At 70.4% G+C, this 19,985-nt stretch carries 16 protein-coding genes; 10 read left to right on the forward strand and 6 right to left on the reverse strand.

The features are described 5' to 3' along the window. Positions 1-188: 188 nt before the first annotated feature. From aprA to sat, 3 genes are all read right to left on the reverse strand, one after another. The gene (aprA, locus tag HCU62_RS05605) at positions 189-2,177 is read right to left on the reverse strand and encodes an adenylyl-sulfate reductase subunit alpha (RefSeq protein WP_163299019.1); all 1,989 of its coding nucleotides are present in this window, start codon (positions 2,175-2,177) and stop codon (positions 189-191) included. Positions 2,178-2,222: 45 nt separating this feature from the next. Beyond that, positions 2,223-2,669, reverse strand: coding sequence for an adenylyl-sulfate reductase subunit beta (gene aprB, locus HCU62_RS05610; RefSeq protein ID WP_163299020.1), 447 nt, complete (start codon positions 2,667-2,669; stop codon positions 2,223-2,225). A 186-nt stretch (positions 2,670-2,855) separates the two neighbouring features. After that, positions 2,856-4,121 (reverse strand): sulfate adenylyltransferase, encoded by a 1,266-nt coding sequence (sat, locus tag HCU62_RS05615; RefSeq protein WP_169755484.1) that lies wholly within the window; start codon positions 4,119-4,121, stop codon positions 2,856-2,858. A gap of 433 nt (positions 4,122-4,554) precedes the next feature. On the opposite strand from sat, the gene mobA reads away from it, so the two are divergent. From mobA to mnmE, 7 genes are all read left to right on the forward strand, one after another. Continuing rightward, positions 4,555-5,178, forward strand: a complete 624-nt coding sequence (gene mobA, locus HCU62_RS12830) for an NTP transferase domain-containing protein (protein WP_169755485.1) — start codon at positions 4,555-4,557, stop codon at positions 5,176-5,178. 481 nt (positions 5,179-5,659) lie between these two features. Next, positions 5,660-5,794, forward strand: a complete 135-nt coding sequence (gene rpmH, locus HCU62_RS05625; RefSeq protein ID WP_163299500.1) for a 50S ribosomal protein L34 — start codon at positions 5,660-5,662, stop codon at positions 5,792-5,794. A 38-nt stretch (positions 5,795-5,832) separates the two neighbouring features. After that, positions 5,833-6,213 (forward strand): ribonuclease P protein component, encoded by a 381-nt coding sequence (gene rnpA, locus HCU62_RS05630; protein ID WP_163299498.1) that lies wholly within the window; start codon positions 5,833-5,835, stop codon positions 6,211-6,213. Next, positions 6,210-6,488 (forward strand): membrane protein insertion efficiency factor YidD, encoded by a 279-nt coding sequence (yidD, locus tag HCU62_RS05635; RefSeq protein WP_163299496.1) that lies wholly within the window; start codon positions 6,210-6,212, stop codon positions 6,486-6,488. The genes rnpA and yidD overlap by 4 nt, the downstream gene beginning before the upstream one ends. 14 nt (positions 6,489-6,502) lie before the next feature. Then, a complete protein-coding gene (yidC, locus tag HCU62_RS05640; RefSeq protein WP_169755486.1) occupies positions 6,503-8,134 on the forward strand; it encodes a membrane protein insertase YidC in 1,632 nt (543 codons plus the stop codon). 19 nt (positions 8,135-8,153) lie between these two features. Continuing rightward, positions 8,154-8,909 (forward strand): RNA-binding cell elongation regulator Jag/EloR, encoded by a 756-nt coding sequence (gene jag / locus HCU62_RS05645; RefSeq protein ID WP_163299492.1) that lies wholly within the window; start codon positions 8,154-8,156, stop codon positions 8,907-8,909. Continuing rightward, a complete protein-coding gene (gene mnmE, locus HCU62_RS05650; RefSeq protein WP_169755487.1) occupies positions 8,906-10,333 on the forward strand; it encodes a tRNA uridine-5-carboxymethylaminomethyl(34) synthesis GTPase MnmE in 1,428 nt (475 codons plus the stop codon). Before jag ends, mnmE begins: the two co-directional genes overlap by 4 nt. A gap of 13 nt (positions 10,334-10,346) precedes the next feature. Here the strand turns inward: mnmE and HCU62_RS05655 are convergent, their stop codons facing one another. Further along, a complete protein-coding gene (locus tag HCU62_RS05655) occupies positions 10,347-13,349 on the reverse strand; it encodes an AIR synthase-related protein (protein ID WP_163299698.1) in 3,003 nt (1,000 codons plus the stop codon). 345 nt (positions 13,350-13,694) lie between these two features. On the opposite strand from HCU62_RS05655, the gene HCU62_RS05660 reads away from it, so the two are divergent. From HCU62_RS05660 to nth, 3 genes are read left to right on the forward strand one after another with little or no spacing between them, the layout of a single operon-like run. Continuing rightward, a complete protein-coding gene (locus tag HCU62_RS05660) occupies positions 13,695-14,792 on the forward strand; it encodes an LptF/LptG family permease (protein ID WP_169755488.1) in 1,098 nt (365 codons plus the stop codon). Between the two features lie 3 nt (positions 14,793-14,795). Beyond that, positions 14,796-15,869, forward strand: coding sequence for an LptF/LptG family permease (locus HCU62_RS05665; protein WP_163299053.1), 1,074 nt, complete (start codon positions 14,796-14,798; stop codon positions 15,867-15,869). Positions 15,870-15,901: 32 nt separating this feature from the next. Beyond that, positions 15,902-16,561 carry an endonuclease III gene (gene nth / locus HCU62_RS05670; protein ID WP_163299052.1) on the forward strand — a complete coding sequence of 220 codons (660 nt, stop codon included), beginning with the start codon at positions 15,902-15,904 and terminating at the stop codon, positions 16,559-16,561. Between the two features lie 66 nt (positions 16,562-16,627). On the opposite strand, the gene HCU62_RS05680 is transcribed toward nth, so the two are convergent. Together HCU62_RS05680 and HCU62_RS05685 are read right to left on the reverse strand one after the other, a co-directional pair. After that, complete coding sequence (locus HCU62_RS05680; RefSeq protein ID WP_254884777.1) at positions 16,628-18,970, reverse strand: GSU2204 family CXXCH-containing (seleno)protein; 2,343 nt, start codon at positions 18,968-18,970, stop codon at positions 16,628-16,630. Positions 18,971-18,986: 16 nt separating this feature from the next. Further along, entirely contained in the window at positions 18,987-19,979 is a 993-nt protein-coding gene (locus HCU62_RS05685; protein ID WP_163299049.1) for a GSU2203 family decaheme c-type cytochrome, read from the reverse strand. Positions 19,980-19,985 lie beyond the last annotated feature (6 nt).

Raw genomic sequence — 19,985 nt, forward strand, 5'->3', positions numbered from 1 at the left:
GGCCGGCCGGCCCGCCGGTGGTCCGCGGCCCGCCTGCCGCCGGCAGGAGGCCCGCCGAACACCGAGGAGGCGCCGGTCCCCGTCAGGATTTGCAAAAATGTCCAGGCGCCGGGAATCCGGCGCCTGGACATCTTATTTTTTCGACAAAGGGGTCGCCTTTCCGATCGACCTCTCCATCTACCCGGCGATTAGTCCGGGATGATCTTGTGCAGCTTCTTCTTGAAGGTGGACCACTCGCCGGTGTTGGGATCGTACTTCGAGTTCACGAAGCACTTCCAGCCACCCTCGTCCATGTCCACGTCGCTGACCGTGTTGTGGTCGCCGCGGTAGTAGAAGCCGGGGTAGCGGCTCTCCTCGCGGAACTGGATGTGGCGGAGGTGATCCTCCACGCACCAGATCCGGTGGAGGTTCTCCCAGGCCCGGAGCAGCTCGTGGAGCCCGCCGGCGGCCATCTTCTCGGAGTCTTCCCGCAGCCACTGGAGATGCCGCATGGCGATCTCGAGCAGCTTGCCGTTGGTCATGTAGTACGGGGACCAGCCGCCGCCGTACTCGTCGGTGTACTTCATCAGCCGCTCCATCATGTGGCGGGGCTTGATGTAGTTGGGGTTGACCATCTCGGCGGTGGTCTTCTGGTAGTTTGCGTAGTAGTGGACCACCGGCTTGTAGATCTCGGCCTTGAGCTCGTCGGCGGAATCCTTGAGGGTCGGGGTGAAGTCCTTGTGGTCACGGATATAGCGGGCCATGGCCTTGGCGGCGATGCGGCCCTCGGCGTGGGATCCGGAGGAGAACTTGTGCCCGGAGGCCCCGACGCCGTCACCGGCGGTGAAGAGCCCGTTCACCGTGGTCATCCGGTTGTAGCCCCACTTGTAGTCGTCGGGCACCCAGTCCTCATTGGGACCGCTCACCCAGATGCCGCAGCAGCCGGAGTGGGAGCCGAGCATGTAGGGCTCGGTGGGCATGATCTCGGAGCCGACCTTCTCGGGCTCGATGTTCATGGCCGCCCAGAGACCGGCCTGCCCCACGGACATGTCAAGGAAGTCCTCCCAGGCCTCGCTCTCGAGCTCCTTCCAGTAGCGCTTGAGGGCCTTCTCGTCCATGCCGGAGGCCTTCTTCTCCTCGAGGAAGGCGTTGAGCGCGGCGGCGGTGTCCATGTAGATGGGCCCGCGGCCTTCCTTCATCTCGAAGAGCATGAGGTGGTTGCGGAGACAGGTCGGGGTCACGGCGGCGTGGCCGTAGGGGGCGTACTTGTCGAGCTCGGCCTTGGCCTTGTCGCTCTTGACGTAGTGCTCGCCGAGCCCGTTGGTCACCGTAGCCTTGAAGAGGAGGAACCAGGCGCCCACCGGCCCGTAGCCGTCCTTGAACCGGCTCGGGGTGAAGCGGTTCTCCATCATGGTCATCTCGGCGCCCACCTGCATGCACATGGTGTAGGTGGAGCCGGCGTTCCAGACCGGGTACCAGGCCCGGCCCTTGCCCTCGTCGGTGGCCCGCGGCCGGAAGATGTTCACGGCGCCGCCGCAGGCGACGATCATGGCCTTGGCCTTGAAGACGTGGACCTTGTTCTCGCGGACGCTGAAGCCCACCGCGCCGGCGATGGTGTTGGGCTTGTTGGCGTCGAGCAGCAGCTTCACGATGAAGACCCGCTCGAAGAGGTCGTAGCCCATCTCCTCGAGGGCGGCCTTGGCGGCCTCGGCGACGATGCACTTGTAGGACTCGCCGTTGATCATGATCTGCCACTTACCGGTGCGGACGGGCTTGCCGCCCTCGGTGAGCTTCTTGCCCTCGTCGCCCTTCTGCTTCCAGATGGGCAGCCCCCACTCCTCGAAGTGGTGCACGGAGTCGTCCACGTGGCGGCCGAGGTCGAAGATGAGGTCCTCGCGGACAACGCCCATGAGGTCGTTGCGGACCATGCGGACGTAGTCGGCGGGGGTGTTCTCTCCGATGTAGGTGTTGATGGCGGAAAGACCCTGGGCCACGGCGCCGGAGCGCTCGAGGGCGGCCTTGTCGATGAGGGCCACCTTGGAGCCGGCGGGCATCCACTTGCCGATCTCCCAGGCGGCGCCGCAGGCGGCCATGCCGCCGCCCACGATGATGGCGTCGTACTCGTGCTCCTCGACGGGGACCTTGGACAGATCCGGCTCGGCCAGGAGTTCCCAGTTCGGTTTGTTGGGCAGTGCCATATCTCGAATTCCTCCTTGTCTCGTAGTCAGGCGCGGTGTCCCGGTTTACGCAAAGTCGGACGGCTTGCAGGTGGCCCGGCCGCCGTCACCCTCGGTGAAGAGCAGCTCGCTGTCCAGGGCGCTCGCATCCGGAGAGGGCTTGCCGGCGTAGGGCTTGATGGAGCCCTCGGGGGTGGTCCGGATGGGGAACTTGAACCGCTTCATGTTGCCGTTACGGAACTTCACGGTCCACATGATGGAATCGGTGCCCCGCATGGGCTGGACGTAGCCGCCCATGGGCGCGATGTCGGCGTAGTGCCGGACCTCGATGGCGCCCTGCGGGCAGATCTTCACGCAGGAGTAGCACTCCCAGCACTGGTCCGGCTCCTGGTTGTAGGCCCTCATGGCGTCGGGGTTGAGCACCATGAGGTCGTTGGGGCAGATGTACATGCAGGCTGTCTTCTCCCCGCCTTTGCAACCGTCACATTTTTCCGGGTTGACAAAGCTTGGCATTGGTTACCTCCTCACGTCGCTTGGGTTGTTGGGTTTCCCCTGCTCTTGTTGCCCTCTACTTCTTCCTAAATATCGTTGCCCTGCCGTCCCACCTCCTTCCCCGCCGCAGAAACCGGATGCTTTCCAGGGAGCCGAGGGGACGGCCTTCGGGCGGCCGGCATGGCGCCGGCCGCCCGACGTCGGGTGCTACTTGCCGGCCGGGATGTCCTCGAAGGCCCCCTTCTTGATCTTCACCTTCTCGGTGAGGTTGGCGTAGTAGTCGCGCAGGATCTCCAGCACCTCCGGGCGGCTGAATTCGGCGGGCACCTCGCCGCCCTCGCTCATGAGGCGGCGGAACTTGGTGCCGCTCACCACGCAGCGGTCTTCCTTGCCGTGGGGGCAAGTCTTGAGCGAGGCCATGCCGCCGCACTTGTAGCACCAGAAGGTCCAGTCGATCTTCAAGGGCTGGAGCTCCAGGGCGCCCGGCCACAGGCGGTCGTAGATCTCCTGAGCCTCGAAGAGGCCGTAGAAGTCGCCCACGCCGGCGTGGTCACGGCCGATGATGAGGTGGGAGCAGCCGAAGTTCTGGCGGAAGATGCCGTGGAGCAAGGCCTCCTTCGGGCCGCCGTAGCGCATCTCGAGGGGATAGACCCCGAGCACCGTGCGCTCCTTGTTGAAGTAGTTGTCGATGAGGACCTTGTAGCACTCCATCCGCTTCTCGCCGGGGATGTCGCCGGGCTTGAGCTTACCCACCAGGGCGTGGATGAAGACGCCGTCCAGGACCTCCTGCGCGATCTTGCACAGATACTCGTGGGAGCGGTGGATGGGGTTCCGGGTCTGGAAGGCGGCCACGGTGCTCCAGCCGCGCTCCTCGAAGATCTTCCGCGCCACGGAGGGGTGCATGTAGGCCTCGCCGTACTTCTGGGCGAAGTCCTTCTCGGAGAGGGCCTTGATGGGGCCGCCGGCATAATACTTCGGGGCGTTCATGACCTGCTGGACCCCCGGATGATCCTCCAGGGCCACGTCCCAGAAGCGCTCGCTGTCGGCGCCGGCGCCCTTGAAGCAGAGCTCGCACTCCTTGCGCTTGTCGGGCTCCCAGATCTCCTCCACCTTCATGGTGGCCATGAGCTCGCCGGTCTCCTTGTCGTAGAGGGCGACCTCCTGGCCTTCCTTGATGCTCTTGCGGGTGTCCTCGTCGATGGCCAGGGTGACGGGCAGCGGCCACATGACGCCGGGGTCGACCTTGCGGAGCTTCATCTCCTCGATGCAGCCCTCGTAGTCGTCCTTCACCATGAAGCCGTTGAGGGGCGTGAAGGCCCCCATGCCCAGCATGAGGATGTCGCCCGACTCCTTGGAGGTGATCTCCACCCGGGGCATCTTCTCCGCGCGCTTGATCTCGTCCTCGCGCTCCGCGCCCTTGAGCAGGAGGGGCATGAGCTGTTTCTTCGAGCCATGCGGGTTCACAAGTGCCATGATCCTGGTTCTCCTTTCCGGTACTGGATTGAATTTTCGAGGGCCGCAATCCGCCCTCCCCGGGCGGCGCCCCCGGCGGCGTACCCCTTGCCGCGGGAACGCGCGGGGACAGGCCGATCGCTTTCCCGCGGCCTCGCGGTGCCGCGGCGACGGCGACCGCCCCAAACGAGGGGCATCGCCTACTGAATCTCCACTCATTCCCGTAGAGTGGATTTATATTCGCGGCCCCTCGAAATGTCAAGAGGAAAGTCTGAAGATCGCCCCCGGGAACGGACTTGCGGCCCGGCGCTTGCCAGCCCCCGCCCACAGGGGCTATCGTGGAACATGCCCGGCGCGCGGACCGGCGGCGCCGGCCGGTGACGGCGCCCGCACCCCGCTGAATGACACATCATTTACTACAGAGCCAGGGGACCTCCCCCGGCACGTGCCACCCGTGACGCCACCCCGCGCCCTCTCCGCCCCCCCGCCCTGTACCGGGGCACTCCTCGCCGGGGGGCGGAGCCGGCGCTTCGGCAGCGACAAGGCCCTGGCCCCGTGGGGGAGCGGCCGCGTCATCGACGCCGTGGCGGCGGCCCTGAAGGCCGCCTGTCCCGAGGTCGTCCTGGTCACCAACCGCCCCGAGGCCTTCCGGGACCTCGGCCTCCGGTGCGTCCCGGACCGCCACCCCGGCGCCGGGCCCCTGGCCGGGCTCCAGGCCGCCCTCGCCGCCGCCCGCCACCCCCGCGTCTTCCTGGCGGCCTGCGACATGCCGCTCATCGACCCGGGCATCATCCGCTGGCTCACCGGCCTGCCCACCTGGGCCCCCGTGGTGATCCCCTGGCTGGAGCGAGGCCCGGAACCCCTCCACGCCGTCTACCACCGCTCCCTCCTGCCCCTGGTGGGAGGCCGGCTCGCGGCCGGCCGGCGATCCCTCCGGGAACTCGTGGAGATGGTCCCCCACCGGCGCGTCCGCCCGGAAGAATTCCCCGCAGACCCCACCCGTCTCCAGGCCGTTCTCGGAAACGCCAACACGCCGGCCGAGCTGGAGCGGCTCCGGCGCCTCGCCGCCGCCCCCTGACCCTTCCCGCCGGGGCCGCCGCCACGGGCGCCACCTGCACCGGGTGTGACGTCACAAAAGGCCCTGATTTGGATGGCTTCGCAAACCGGGGGGATGGCTCGGCAAAAATCGCCGCAGGCAAGGCGCGAGGATGTCGAGGAAAGAGGCGCACCCTACGGTACCCGCAATGACGGGCGCATCCAAAGCACCGCCGCAGCCCGCGCATTTTTTTGCGACGCCATCATCGGCGCGTCGCCGACTTGGGGCAGACGGCCCCTTCGGGCGCCCCGGGGGGGCGGGGGGAGTCCGCCACGGAGGGCCATGCCCGCCCCGGGCCTGAATTTCCAGGCAACTCGGCCCGATGCATCCCGAGGCCGCCACGGGCCCAGGTTGACAGCCGGCCCGTGCCCGGAGTAAAAGGTGGGATTCCTGGAAACCGCGCCCCCGGCGCCGGCGGCGCCGGGGCCCAAGACGACGACAACGCCGAGGAACCAGACGCGCCATGAAGAGAACCTTTCAGCCGAGTCTGACCAAGAGGAAACGTACCCACGGTTTCCGCCAGCGGATGAGCACCAAGGCGGGGCGGAAGGTCCTCGCCCGCCGGAGGGCCAAGGGCCGGAAGCGGCTGGCCGGCTGACACCGGCCCGCCGCCCGCCGGCGGACGGCCGCCGCGCCATGGACGCCGCGCCCGGGGCCCGGCTCCGCAAGCGGGAACGCATGCGGCGCCGGGCGGACTTCGAGGCCGCCTACCGCTCCGGGCGCAGGATCCGGCTGCCCGGGCTCACCCTGGTCCTCGCCCCCAACGGTCTCCCCTTTTCGCGCATCGGGCTGAGCGCCAGCCGGAGGCTGGGCGGCGCGGTGAAGCGAAATCGGGCCAAGCGGGTCTGCCGGGAGATCTTCCGCCGGAACAAGGCCCTCTTCCCGCCGGGCCACGACGTGGTCTTCATCCCCGGCGCCCGCCTCCTGGAGATGTCCACCCGGGAACTGGAGGCGGCCATCGCCAGGGCCCTGGCGCGGGATCGGCGGCCGGCGGCCAGGAGGAACGAAACCCGATGACCCCCTCTGCACCAGCCCGCATCCTGGACGGCGCCCTGCGCGCCTACCAGCTTTTCCTCTCCCCGGTGCTTCCCGGGGCGTGCCGCTTCCACCCCACCTGCAGCCGCTACGCCCGGGAGGCCGTCCGGCTCCACGGCGCCCGGCGCGGGCTCTGGCTCGCGGTGCGCCGGCTCCTGCGGTGCCACCCCTTCCACCCCGGCGGATACGACCCGGTGCCCCCGGGGCCCGGCGCCACCCGCCCCGAAGACACACCGGCCGCCCGCGGCTCGGCCTGAGGCAGAGATTCTCCATGGAACAACGCACCCTGCTCGCCATCGTGCTCTCCGTACTGGTCCTGATGCTCTTCCAGTACTTCTTCGCCCCGCCGCCCCAGCCCCGGGTCCCGGCGCAAGGCCCGGCCGAAGCACCGGCCGCCGGGAAGACGCCGCCCGCACCGGCGGCGACCCCGGCACCGGCGGCGACCCCGGCACCGGCGGCGCTCGCCCCCGCACCGGCGCCGGCCGCGCCCCGGAGGCCGGCCCGGACCGTGACCGTGAAGACAGACCTCTACGAACTCGCCTTCACGGAGCTGGGCGGACGCCTGACGAGCTGCCGCCTCCTGCGCTACCGGGAGAGCGTAGCCCCGGACTCCCCGCCCCTGGAACTGGTCCGGGTGCCCGCCGCCGCCGCGCCCCTCGGGCTCCGGCTCGGCCAGGGCGGCCTCCTCGACCTCTCCGGTGTGACCTTCACCGCCGACCGGACCTCGGTGGAGCTGGGCACCGCCGAGGCGGCGGCCCTCCGCTTCACCGCCCCCCTGGCCGGCGGCGGCCGGGTGACCCGGACCTACACCTTCCACCGGGGCTCCTACCTGGTGGACATGACGGTGGAGGTCCGGGACGCGGCCGGGCACCCCGTCCCAATGCCGACGGAGGTGGACTTCGCAAGCCCCGCGGGCCAGAAAAACCGCTACACCTTCGCCGGCATCTCCTACTACACCCCGGACGGGCTCCAGGAGATCAGGCTCAAGAAAGCGGGCGAGACCCACGACTACGCCGGGCCCCTGGAATGGCTCGGCCACGGCGACGTCTACTTCCTCTCCGCCGTCATCCCCGAGGGGGCCCCTTCCAGCCGGCTGCACCTCCGCCGCCTCGGGGAAGACCGGATCGAAAGCCGCATCGCCCCCGACTTCTCCGCCCCGCCCGCCCGGTTCCAGCTCTATCTCGGGCCCAAGGAGATCGACATCCTGGCCGCCGCCGGCCACCACCTCGAAAAGGCCGTCAACTTCGGCTGGTTCGACCCCATCGCCCGTCCCCTCCTCTGGGTCCTCAAGTTCTTCCACCGGTTCCTGCACAACTACGGCGTGGCCATCATCCTGCTCACCGTGCTCATCAAGCTGCTCTTCTGGCCCCTGGCGCACAAGGGCATGAAGTCCATGAAGACCATGCAGAAGCTGCAGCCCAAGCTGGCCAAGATCAAGGAGAAGTACGCCGACGACCGGGAGCGGATGAACCGGGAGCTCATGCAGCTCTACAAGACCTACAAGGTGAACCCCGTGGGCGGCTGCCTCCCCATGCTGCTCCAGATCCCCGTCTTCTTCGCCCTCTACAAGGTGCTGCTCCTGTCCATCGAGATGCGCCACGCCCCCTTCGCCCTGTGGATCAACGACCTTTCCGCCCCGGACCGCCTGATGATCCCCGGCGTCGAGATCCCCTTCCTGGGGGGGATCCCCGTCCTCACCATCCTCATGGGGGTCTCCATGTGGGCCCAGCAGAAGATGAGCCCCTCCTCCCTGGACCCGACCCAGGCGAAGCTGATGCTCTTCCTCCCCGTGGTCTTCACCTTCACGTTCCTCAGCTTACCGTCCGGGCTGGTGCTGTACTGGCTGGTGAACAACGTGCTCTCCATCGTCCAGCAGGCGGCCATCAACCGCCTCCCGGACTAGGCGCACCGGGAAGGGAAAGATGACCGATCGACTCGAACCCCGAAGCGGCGAGGGCCGGGAGCCCCCCGCGGAATTCGAGGCCGACACCGTGGACCAGGCCGTGGCGGCGGCGGCCCGGAGCCTCGGCGTGGCCCCGGAGGCCCTCGAGGTCGAGGTCCTGACCCGGGGCTCCACCGGCCTCTTCGGGATCGGGGGGCGCAAGGCCCGCATCCTGGCACGGGTCGCGGCGGAGGCGGCCCTCCATCCCGCCGGGACACCCGCAGAGACCGCGGCGGGGGCGGCAGAGGCGCCCGGGGACCTCGGCGGCCGGGTCGCCGGGCTCTGCCGGGAGATCCTCGGCCGCGGCGGCTTCGAGGCCGAGGTGGCGGTGACACCCGACGGCAGCGACCTCCGGGTGGAGATCTCCGGCCCGGACGTCGGCCTGCTCATCGGGCGGGGGGGCCAGACCCTCGACGCCCTGGAGTACCTGCTCAACCGCCTGGCCGGGCGCGGCGCGGAGACGTCGGCCCGCATCCGGCTGGACGCCGGCGGCTACCGGGAAAGACGGGCCCGCTCCCTCGAGGCCCTGGCCCGGCGCACGGCGGAAAAGGCCCTTCGGCTCCGCCGCCCGGTCTCCCTCCCCCCCATGCCGCCACGGGAACGGCGCATCGTCCACCTGGCCCTCCGCGACCACCGGGAGGTCCGCACCTGGAGCTCCGGGGAGGAACCCCGGCGGAAGGTGGTGGTCGGCCCCGGGCGGGACCGCCGGCCCCGGCACCGCCGCGGAGATTCGTGAGCGGCCGCGTCCTTCGAGACGGCGACACCATCGCGGCGGTGGCCACCCCGCCCGGCCCGGGCGGGATCGGCATCGTCCGGGTCAGCGGCCCCCTCGCCCCGGACCTCCTCCGCCGCCTCTTCCGGCCGGCCCGGCCCGGCGCCGGGACCGCCGGCCGCCGTCTCGCCTACGGGTGGGTGGTGGACCCCGCCGCGGGGGAAGTGGTGGACGAGGCCCTGGCGGTCCTCATGCCCGCCCCCCGGAGCTACACCCGGGAAGACGTCCTCGAGTTCCAGTGCCACAGCGGGCCGGCGGTGCTCCGCCGCGTCCTGGAACTCGTCCTCCGGGAAGGCGCGCGGCCGGCCGAGCCGGGGGAATTCACCCGGCGGGCCTTCCTCAACGGGCGGATCGACCTCGCCCAGGCCGAGGCGGTGCTGGATCTCGCCACCGCCCGGACGGAGGCCCAGCGACGGAGCGCGGCGGCCGGCCTCCGGGGCGACCTCGAAAGGCGCCTCGGCCCGGCCCGCGCGGCCCTCGTCCAGGTCCGGGCCGAGCTCGAGGCGGCCATCGACCACCCGGAGGAGGACCTCGACCTCGCCCCGCCCGCGGAGCTGCGCCGCCGCCTGGACGAGGCGGTCCGCCGCCCCGTCTCGGCCCTGATCCGCGCGCGGCGGGAAGGACGGGTCCACCGCGAGGGGGCCCGGGTGGTCCTGGCCGGGCGGCCCAACGCCGGGAAATCCAGCCTCTTCAACGCCCTCCTCGGCGAGGACCGGGTCATCGTCACCCCGGTGCCGGGCACCACCCGGGACGGGGTCGAGGAGACGATCTCGCTGGGGGGGATCGCCGTGGTCCTGGTGGACACGGCCGGGATCCGGGCCCCCGCGGACGAGGTGGAGACCCTCGGGGTCGCCAGGGCCAAGGACCGCGTCCGGGCGGCGGACCTCGTCGTCTGGGTCCTCGACGGGAGCCGCCCGCCGGAGGCCGGCGACCGGGAGGTCCGGGAGGCCCTTCCGCGGGATGGGCGGGTCTTCCCGGTGATCAACAAGGCGGACCTCTTCCCCGCCGGGGAGGAGACGCCGGTGGAGGCGTGGCTTCGGGGAAAAGCCCCCCCGGGCCTCCTGCCCGAGGACGCCCTGCCCGCCCCCCGCGTCTCGGCCCTGACCGGCCTCGGGCTGGAGGACCTCCGCCGCCGCCTGGAAGGGCGCCTCCTCGGGGGCGCCACCGCCCCGCCCCCCTACGTCCCCAACGCCCGCCAGGCGGCGCTGCTCGAACAGGCCGAGGCCGCGCTGGGCCGGGCCGTGGAGACCCTGGAGCGGGGGCTCCCCCCCGAGATCACCGCCGTGGAGGTGGCCGAGGCCGCGGCCCGCCTGGACGAGATCTTCGGCCTCGACGCCGGGGGCGATATCCTGGACGAAATCTTCGGCCGCTTCTGTATCGGGAAGTAGGCCCGGACGAGTCTCACCAGGCCATGGGCCGCTGCCAGGCCGCCTTGAGTTCCGGGATCCCCTCCCGGAGGACGGCCCGCCCCCCGGCGTCCAGGCGCAGCTCCGGCGCCTCGGTGACCTCCCCCACCAGGGCGGCGCCCGCCTCGGCCGCCAGGGCCTCGAACTCGGCCCGGGCCCCCGGGGCCACCGTCACCACGAACCGGCTCTGGGACTCGCTGAAGAGCAGGACGTCGAGCCGGTCCACCCCCTCGGCCGGAACCGCCCCGAGGTCCACCGTCATCCCGAGCCCCCCGCTGAAGGCCGTCTCCGCCAGCGCGACCCCCAGGCCCCCGTCGGAACAGTCGTGGCACGAGGCCACGAGCCCCCGCCGGATGGCCTCGGAGAGGGCAAGGTAGCGGGCCCGGGCGGACTCGGTCCGGACCCGGGGGACGGCGTTCCCCACGAACCCGTGCCGGGCGGCGTACTCGGAGGCGCCGGTCTCCGGGTAGGTGACGCCCACGACGTAGACCAGGTCGCCGGGGCGCTTGGCGTCGAGGGTCACGGCCCGGCGGACGTCCGCCATGCGGGCCACCACGGAGAAGAGCAGGGTGGGGGGGATGGAGATCTTGACGCCGCCGATCACGGCGTCGTTCTTCATGCTGTCCTTGCCCGAGATGCAAGGGACGCCGTAGGCGGTGCACACGTCGTAGAGGGCGCGGTTGGCCCGGACGAGCTGGGCGAGCTTGTAGTGCCCGTCAGGGGTCTTCTCGGACTGCACCGGGTCGCACCAGCAGAAGTTGTCGAGGCCCGCCATGAGGTCGAGCCCGCCGCCCACGGCCACGGCGTTGCGGACCGCCTCGTCCACGGCACAGGCCGCCATGTGGTAGGTGTCGATGTCGCTGTAGCGGGGGCAGATCCCGTGGGCCACCACCAGCCCCTCGAAGGAATCGAGGTCGGGCCGGAGGACCGCCGCGTCGCTCGGGCCGTCGTGGGCCGCGCCGGCCAGCGGTTTCACCACGCTGCCGCCCTGGACCTCGTGGTCGTACTGGCGCACCACGTACTCCTTGCTGCAGACGTTCCAGCGGCCGAGGATCGCCCGGAGTTCCGCCCCGAGGTCCGCCGGCTCCGGGATCTCCGGCTCCTCGTGCCGCGGCGGCCGCCACTCGGCCCGGAGCTCGAGCCGCGGCACCCCGTGGTGCACGAAGTCCATGTCGAGGTAGGCCACCGTCCGCCCCTCGTAGAGGCAATGGAACACGCCGGAGTCGGTGAAGACGCCGAGGTCCGTGGCCTCCACCCCCATCTTGGCGGCCAGGGCCATGAAGGCCTCGAGCCGATCCGGAGGCACCGCCACGGTCATCCGCTCCTGGGCCTCGGAGAGGAGGATCTCCCACGGCTGGAGCCCCGGATACTTGAGGGGCGCCCGGTCGAGGTGCAGCTCGAAGCCGCCGGTCTCCTCGGCCATCTCCCCCACGGAGCTCGACAACCCCCCGGCCCCGTTGTCGGTGATGGAGTTGTAGAGGCAGAGGTCCCGGGCCCGGAGGAGGAAGTCGGTCATCTTCTTCTGGGTGATGGGGTCCCCGATCTGGACCGCCGTGGCGGGCGAACCCTCGTGCAGCTCCTCGGAGGAGAAGGTGGCCCCGTGGATGCCGTCCTTCCCGATGCGGCCGCCGCACATGACGATGTGGTCCCCGGGCCGCGCCCGCTTCTCGTGTCCCGGCCGGCCGCAGACCTCCAGGGGGATGACCCCGCCCGTCCCGCAGAAGACCAGGGGCTTTCCGAGGTAGCGCTCGTCGAAGAGGATGGAGCCGTTCACCGTGGGGATGCCGCTCTGGTTGCCCCCGTGCTCCACGCCCTCCCGGACGCCCTCGAAGATCCGCTTGGGATGGAGGAGCCCCTTGGGGAGTTCCCCGCGGTAGTCGGGCGGGCCGAAGCAGAAGACGTCGGTGTTGAAGACCAGCCGCGCCCCCATGCCTGTCCCGAAGGGGTCGCGGTTGACGCCCACGATGCCCGTCAGCGCCCCGCCGTAGGGGTCGAGGGCCGAGGGGCTGTTGTGGGTCTCCACCTTGAAGGCGACCCCGTAGCGGTCGTTCAGGCGGATGACCCCGGCATTGTCCTTGAAGACGGACAGGCACCAGTCGTCCCCGCCGAGGCGGTCGCGGATCTCCTGGGTACCGCGGCGGATGTAGGTGTCGAAGAGGCCGTCGACGATCTCCTCGCGCCCGTCCTCGTCCCGGTAGGTGATGCGGGCGTTGAAGATCTTGTGCTTGCAGTGCTCCGACCAGGTCTGGCCCAGGACCTCGAGTTCCACATCGGTGGCCGCCCCGGAGAGACCCACCTCGCGGCGGCGGGCCAGCACGTCGGGCCGCCGGAAGTAGTCGCGGATGGCCTGCATCTCCTGGAGGTTCAGGACCAGCACCCGGTCGCGGGAGAGGCGGACGAGGGCCTCGTCGGAGAGGGCGCCGAGGTCCACCTCCTCCACCCGGACCTCGGTCCGACCGCTCACCCGGGGTACCTGATAGAGGGGATTCGGCCGGGCCGCCCACAGCTCCGCCAGTTCCGCGGCCGAGACCACCGTGGTCCGCTGGATGAGGTCGTTGGCGAGGAGCCCTTGGGCCAGGCGCTCGACGTCCTGCCGGGAGAGCTTCCCGTGGAGGCAGTACTGGCGGGCGGTGTAGACCCCCTCCTCCGGGCCCAGCCGCCGGCCCAGCAAGAGCTCCAGGGCCTCCCGGGCCGTTCGGCCCTCGTTGTCGGTGACGCCGGGGCGGAACCCCACCTCCACCAGCCATTCCCACGGGAAGGGCAGCTCCTGGGCCAGGGGACGGTTGACACCGTAGAGCTGGGTCACCGGATCCGAGAAGGGCCCTGCGGCGGCGGCCACTGCCACCTTCTCGCCCATGGCCGCGTCCACGAGGTAGACCTGGACCGTCCGGACGGCCTCCACGGCAAGGCCCAGGTCCTCCCGGGCCCGGCGGGCCGTCTTCTCCCCGAGGGCGTCCCGGAGGTGGGCCTTCAGCATGACTTCGATCCTGTGGGGCATGGTGCGCCTCCCCCTGCCGAGAGTGATGATGGCCCGGCGCCGGGGCCCCGGCCGGGCGGAACCAGCATACCGCCCGGCCGCCCCCGTGTCATCCACCCGGCCCCGCCCCGCTCCGGCTTGCAGACCGGCCGGGGGGATGGTACGAGAGATGGGGCGATGCCGCCACGGCTCCAGCTCTTCTCCCCGGCTCCAAAACCTCCACGGAATGGCGCAACAAGCCGAAAAACACACCGGATGCGGAACGCGCCCCCCCGGGGGCCGGGTCGGCCCCGGGACCATGACGATGGCGGAGATCTCGACGGGCGCCGCCCCGCCCTTCGTCCCCCGGCCCGCGCCCGCCCGCCCATGAGCCTCCTCTTCCGCACCATCGTCAAGAACGTCGCCGTTCCCATCTGCTTCGCCATGGCGGCGCTCAGCGCCCTGCTGCTCCTCGGACGCCTGGTGCCGCTGCTCGAGACGCTGCTCCGGGCCGGGGTGACCCCGGGGGAACTCGGCCACTTCCTCCTGCTGCTCATCCCCACCTTCCTGGTGCTGGTGGTGCCCATGGCCTCGCTCATCGGCGTGGTGGTGGGTTTCCTCCGGATGTCCCGGGACAGCGAGGTCCTGGCGCTGCTCGCCTGCGGGGTGGGGCCGCTCCGGCTCGTCCTGCCCGTGGCCGCCGTGGCCCTGGTCACGTGGGCGGCCACCTTCGCCACCGCGGCCACCGTGCTCCCGATGTCGAAGAAGGCCACCGGCGCCTTCATCCGCAACCTCACCGAGCGGCGGATCGCCCGCGGGCTTCCGGAAAAGACCTTCCTCCTGCCCGTGCCCACCCTGGCCATGTACGTGCACAAGAGCCGGAAGAACGGGCGGATCCTCCAGGGCGTCTACATGGTGGACGCCCGGGACCTCAAGCACCTCCAGGTGGTCCTGGCGCGGTGGGGCGAAATCTTCAGCCGGCCGGGGAGCGGGGAGGTCATCCTCCGCCTCTCGGACGGGGTCTTCCACCCCGCCGAGGCCGACCCCCGGGTCTCCGACACCCTCTTCTTCCGCTCCTACATGCTGCGCCTCGCCTTCCGCGACACGGGCGGGCTCCCGAGCCGCGGCGAGATGGGCCTCCGGGAGCTGGCCGCCTTCGCCGCCCGGCGGAACCTTGCGCCGGACGACCATCGCCGCTACGTGGTGGAACTCCACAAGCGGCTCGCCCTCCCCGTGGGGGCCTTCATCCTGACCCTCCTCGGGATGCCCCTCGGGATCCTCTTCGGCCGGACCGGCCTCTCCGGCGGCGTGGCCCTGGGCCTGGGCGCCTTCCTCTCCTACTACCTCCTGGTGGCCGTGGGCGCCAACCTCGCCGAGGCCGGGACCCTGCCCCCCGCCGCCCTCTGGGCGCCGAACCTCGTCTTCGCCGCCGCCACCGCCTGGCTCCTCCGGCACCTCCACCGGCGGGGGCCCGTCCGGGGCTGAGCCGTGACCGTCCTCACCCGCTACCTCGCCCGGTTCTTCTTCTCCCTCCTCGCCGTGATCCTGCCGGGGCTGGCGGGCCTCTACCTCCTGGTGGAGGTCTTCGAACGGGTGGACGACTTCATCGAGGCCCGGGTCCCGGCCCAGGTGACCCTGGCCTACTTCCTGCTCCGGACGCCGGAGATCCTCTCGCAACTCGCCCCCATGGCGGTGCTGCTGTCGGGCCTGCTCACCGTGGCGGTGCTCAGCCGCCACTCGGAGATCCTCGCCCTCCGGGCCCTGGGGGTGGCCCCGGGGCGGGTGGTCCGCCCCTTCCTCCTGGCCGCCGCCCTGGTGGGCGCCGTCTTCCTCGCGGCCGAGGTCTTCGTCGTGCCGCAGGCCGCCATGCGGGCCCAGCGGATCTACCAGGAGGAGGTCAGCCGGACCCCGCTCCTGGGCATCTGGCTCAAGGGCCGGCTCTACTACCACGGCGAGGGCTGCATCTGGACCCTCATGGTGGAGAACTGGGACGCGAGCCGGCTCCGCGACGTGCGGATCCTCTGCTTCGACCCGGGCTACCGGATGAGGGAATACCTGGCCGCGCGCCGGGCCGTCTACCGGGAGGGGGCCTGGCACTTCCTGGACGGGCAGGACAAGGTCATGACCCCCGGGGGGCTCGAGGTCCGACCCTTCAAGGAGATGGTGCGCCGCCTCCCGGAGACGCCGGAGACCTTCATCGCCGTCCGGGCCGCCCCCTCCGCCATGACGCCGGCGGAACTCTGGACCACCCTGCGCCGGCTCCAAGAGGCCGGCCAGCCCGCCGCCGAGGTGGCCACGGCCCTGGCGGCGGCGCTCCTCTACCCCTTTCTCGGGCTCAGCCTCCTCGCCATGGCCCTGCCGCTCATCCTCGCCCAGGACCGTGGCCACCTCGGCGTCGGGCTCGGCCTCGGCCTGCTCTTCGGCTTCGGCGCCTGGGTCCTCTGGAGCGCGGCCCTGATCCTGGGCCGGACCGGCGTCCTGCCCCCCGCCCTCGCCCCGCTGCTCGTCCACGCCCTCCTGTGGGGCGCGGGCTGGGGCCTGGTGAAGCGGCTCCGGTTCTGACCGGGCGGGAAAGACGAGAAGGAGGCACCGACATGGCCACGACACCTGCGAAGGCCGCGGCGCGGGAACGCGCCGCGCGGATCCTTTCGGCCCTGGAGGCCGCCTACCCCGGGGCCCGGATCGCCCTCCGCTCCGAGACCCCCTTCCAGCTCCTGGTGGCGGTGATCCTCTCCGCCCAGTGCACGGACGAGCGGGTGAACCAGGTGACCCCGGAGCTCTTCCGGCGCTTTCCCGACGCCGCCGCCATGGCCGAGGCCCCCCTCGAGGAGATCGAGGCCCTGGTCCGCCCCACGGGCTTCTTCCGCAACAAGGCCCGGAACATCCAGGCGGCCGCCCGCCGGATCGTGGAACGCCACGGGGGGGAGGTCCCCTGCCGGATGGAAGACCTGCTGGCGCTGCCGGGCGTGGCCCGCAAGACCGCCAACATCGTCCTCTACAACGCCTGCGGCCGGGCCGAGGGGGTCGCCGTGGACACCCACGTCAAGCGACTCGCCGGCCGGCTCGGCCTCTCCGCCGAGACCCGGCCGGACCGCATCGAGCGCGACCTCATGGCCCTCTTCCCGAAGGAGAAGTGGGGGCCCCTTTCCTACCTCCTCATCGAGCACGGGCGGGCCGTCTGCCGGGCCCGCCGCCCCCTCTGCCCCCGCTGCCCGCTGAGACCGCTCTGCCCCTGGCCGGAGAAGACCGCCTGAAGCGGGCATGAAAAAGAGGCGGGGGCCCGAAGGCCCCCGCCTTGCGCTTTCCACTCCTGCCAGGGCCTAGAACCCGTAGCTCACGTAGCCCATGACGGACTGGATCCCGGAATCCTGGTCCCCGTAGACGTAGGGCTGATCGTCCCGGAAGTAGTCGAAGTAGTAGTTCACCCCCACGCCGAGGGCCTCGGTCACCTTGTAGCTCACCCCGACGGTGACGTTGATCTCGTCGAAGTCGAGGTCGGAATAGGCGTCGCTACCGTTGATGTAGGCCGTGTCATAGAGGTGCGGCTGGTTGGGGTTCACCGAGGACGTATCGAGGTCCAGCTTGGCGTCCCCGGTGGGGTAGATGCTGTTGAAGAAGAGGTCGCTGATCTCGCCGGTGCCGGTGGTCCAGCTCAGGTTGGTCTTCAGCGAGAGCTTTGGGACGGGCTTCACTTGGAGGCCGGCGACCAGGGTGCCGGCTTTCGTCTCGTATTCCATGTCCGTGTGTTCCGAACCATACTGGTTCGTTGTGATGAGGTTCGCTCACCCGTCGTAGACGGCGATACAGTACATGGAATCGTACTGATCATAGAAATACGTGTACCCCACGTTGAAGACCACCTTTTCGCTCGGGGCGTAGGTGAGGTCCACGCCCCCGGTGAAGAGGTTCTGCTTCCAGTCGTTGCCGTCCACGTCGTCGTTCTGGGCGTAGCGGTACTTGGCGTGGAGGGCGGCGGTGAGGTTGTTCACCGGCGTCCACCCGGCCCGCAGGTTCACCTCGTGGGCGCTGTTGGCCTGGTTGGACCGGAAGGCGGTGCGCGCCTCGTAGATGGTGGGCCGATAGGACCGGCTGTAGTCGTAGAGGTCCGGGTTCGGCCCGCCGTAGGCGCCGAAGGAGTTGTCGGGGGTGCAGGAGGCCCGCTTCAGCCCGTAGGCGTCGTCCACCAGCTCGAACCGGTAGCCGAGGCGAAGGCGCAGGGTCCGCGTGGCCCGCCAGTCACCCGACACCTTGAAGGTGTGCTCCGTGGTCTCCCCGGGGACCGCCTCGTGGTTGTCCCGCTCCTCGAGCTGGTACTCGTAGCCGCCCCGAACGGTGAAGCGGGGGAGCGCCCGCCAGACCACGTCGAAGCCCGCGGTGGTGATGTCGAGGTCGTTGCCGGACTCGCGGACGTGGTCCCAGTACCCGGCGCCGAGCCCGTAGCCCTGGCTGAGGGTGGTGCTCCCGCCCAGGGGGATGGTGCCGGGATTCGGACGATCGTTCACGTCCACGAAGACGTCGCTGTTGTCCATGGTCTGGTACTTGCCGTGGACCGTGAGGGAGAGGGCCCTGGAGAGCCGGCTGTGCCACCGCGCCATGACGGCGGTGCTCTCCAGCTCGAGCTCCTTGTCGAACTCGCCGCGCAAGGCGTCGTAGGCCCCGTCCGCCTCGTTGTTGGTGCTGGTGGAGTAGACCACCGCGGCGGTCAGGGTGTTGTGGGGGTCGATGTCCCACCGGGCCTTGGCCGTGTGGACGTCCTTGGTGCTGTCGGGCGTCCGGGCGAAGGGGAGGGCCCCCTCGGCGTTGTCGAACTGCAAGCGGTTGGTGAAGAGCCCGAAGTGGGTCGGCGCCGCCAAGGCGTTGTAGGTAAGGGAGAGCTCGTCGCTCTTGTCCTCGAACTCCCGGTGCATGTAGGAGTACTCCAGGGCGAAGGTTCCCATCCGGAGGCTCACCTTCGGGGTGTACTCGTTGGTGAGCTCGTGGACCTCCTTGCTCACCCCCACCACGTGGCAGGCGGAGCACTTGCTCATGGTCCGGGCCTGCTCCATCCCCTCTCGCTTCTCGTAGCGATGGTCGAAGCCCACGGTGAGCATGGGCAGGGCGGGGACGTGGATCACCGCGCTGTTTCGCATCTCGGACCGGGTGATGGCGTACTCGTCCGTGGGGTTGAAGTCGGTGTGGTACACCGCCGCCGAACCCACGGTGCTCGGTGCCACCGGCGCCGTGAAGGGCGTCCCGGCCACGGGCCCGGCCACCGTGTTGCTGAAGATGTGCGCCTCCAGGTTGTCCAGCTCGTCGTGGCCCAGCTGGTGGAGGAAGCGGTTGTAGGTGGTCTTCACCGTGAGGATGCGGGCCAGGGAGAGGGCCCCCCCGTACTCCTGGTCGTCGCCGTCCTGGTAATGGGCGTCGGCGTCGAGGTCCACGAGGCCCGTCCGGAGGCTCACGTCACCGGCGAGGTCCACGGTGAGGTTCTTCTCGAGGATGCTGTTGTACTCGGCCGCGCCCTTGGCGGCGGACTCGTCCTCGTCCACGTCGTCCAGGGTCCAGGCCCCGCCGACGCTCACCCGCCCCTCGAGGGCCTTGCCCTCCTCGGAACGGGCCGGCGACGCCGACACGAGGGCCAGGGCCAGGGCGGCCAGCAGTCCGATCCCTGCAATGCGTTTCATCGGCTCACCTCCTCTGCTACCGGGTCAGGCCATGGCCGCCGCCGGGCACCGTCTGGGACGGCAGGTCGGAGCCATGCACCTGGGAATGGCACTGGGTGCACTTGGTCATGAAGGACTTCTGGAACCCGTGGTCCGTGGGCCCGATGGTGTTGGCCGGATCCCCGGGCGCAATCACCGTGGCCACGTCGTTGGAGGCCCGGGCCGCATGGAAATGGGCCTCGTGGCAGGTCAGGCACAGGAAGGGTTCCTGCTGGCGGAGGAGGTTGTTCGCCACGGTCCCGTGGGGGTCGTGGCAGATGAGGCAGTCTTCCACCACGGGGTCGTGCTCGAACACGAAGGGCCCCTGGTACCGGGTGTGGCAGTCGAGGCAGAGGTCGTTGACCCGCTCGTCGGTGTTCAGCATGCCGGGCACGGTATTGGCCGTCCCGTGGGGGTTGTGGCAGGAGGTGCAGACCATCTTCCCCTCTTTCAGGGGATGATGGGAGGCGAAGTAGCCCTGGGCGTTGACGTCCTGGTGGCAGCCCGCGCAGAGGTCGAGCTGCTTCTTGGCCAGCAGCCGCTTGTTCCCGTTGAGGTGCACCCGGTGGCAGGCGGTGCAGGCCACGCCGTTTTCGGCGTGGGCCGAGCCGGCCCAGTTCATGTGGGGACCCACCTGGTGGCAGGTGGTACAGACGCCGGCCACCTCCTCGGCCTCCAGGCCTCCCTCGGTGAAGCGGAGGATCTTCTCCGTATCGCCCCCGCCCTCCACGTGGGCGGAGCCGGGGCCGTGGCACCCCTCGCACCCCGTCTTGTAGCCGCCAGGCACCTCGAAGGCGGCGATGCGCATGTGGACGTTGTTCCGGTCATGGGCGTAGCCCTCGTGGCACTCGAGGCAGGCCTCGCTCCCCACGTAGGCGGCGCCCGGCGCGACCGACGGGGCCTTGATGTAGTCGGCCCGCTTGCCGAGCATCTGGGCGCAGCCGATCAGGAGCACCAGACCGGCGGCCGGAACCAGCAATCTCTTGATCATCCCATG

Source organism: Dissulfurirhabdus thermomarina (genome assembly GCF_012979235.1).
Classification (GTDB): domain Bacteria; phylum Desulfobacterota; class Dissulfuribacteria; order Dissulfuribacterales; family Dissulfurirhabdaceae; genus Dissulfurirhabdus; species Dissulfurirhabdus thermomarina.

Excerpts from the sequence above, each read along its gene's own strand:
- aprA (WP_163299019.1), bottom strand. The coding sequence starts at position 2,177 with ATGGCACTGCCCAACAAACCGAACTGGGAACTCCTGGCCGAGCCGGAT.
- aprB (WP_163299020.1), bottom strand. The coding sequence starts at position 2,669 with ATGCCAAGCTTTGTCAACCCGGAAAAATGTGACGGTTGCAAAGGCGGG.
- sat (WP_169755484.1), bottom strand. The coding sequence starts at position 4,121 with ATGGCACTTGTGAACCCGCATGGCTCGAAGAAACAGCTCATGCCCCTC.
- rpmH (WP_163299500.1), top strand. The coding sequence starts at position 5,660 with ATGAAGAGAACCTTTCAGCCGAGTCTGACCAAGAGGAAACGTACCCAC.
- rnpA (WP_163299498.1), top strand. The coding sequence starts at position 5,833 with ATGGACGCCGCGCCCGGGGCCCGGCTCCGCAAGCGGGAACGCATGCGG.
- yidD (WP_163299496.1), top strand. The coding sequence starts at position 6,210 with ATGACCCCCTCTGCACCAGCCCGCATCCTGGACGGCGCCCTGCGCGCC.
- yidC (WP_169755486.1), top strand. The coding sequence starts at position 6,503 with ATGGAACAACGCACCCTGCTCGCCATCGTGCTCTCCGTACTGGTCCTG.
- jag (WP_163299492.1), top strand. The coding sequence starts at position 8,154 with ATGACCGATCGACTCGAACCCCGAAGCGGCGAGGGCCGGGAGCCCCCC.
- HCU62_RS05655 (WP_163299698.1), bottom strand. The coding sequence starts at position 13,349 with ATGCCCCACAGGATCGAAGTCATGCTGAAGGCCCACCTCCGGGACGCC.
- HCU62_RS05660 (WP_169755488.1), top strand. The coding sequence starts at position 13,695 with ATGAGCCTCCTCTTCCGCACCATCGTCAAGAACGTCGCCGTTCCCATC.
- nth (WP_163299052.1), top strand. The coding sequence starts at position 15,902 with ATGGCCACGACACCTGCGAAGGCCGCGGCGCGGGAACGCGCCGCGCGG.
- HCU62_RS05685 (WP_163299049.1), bottom strand. The coding sequence starts at position 19,979 with ATGATCAAGAGATTGCTGGTTCCGGCCGCCGGTCTGGTGCTCCTGATC.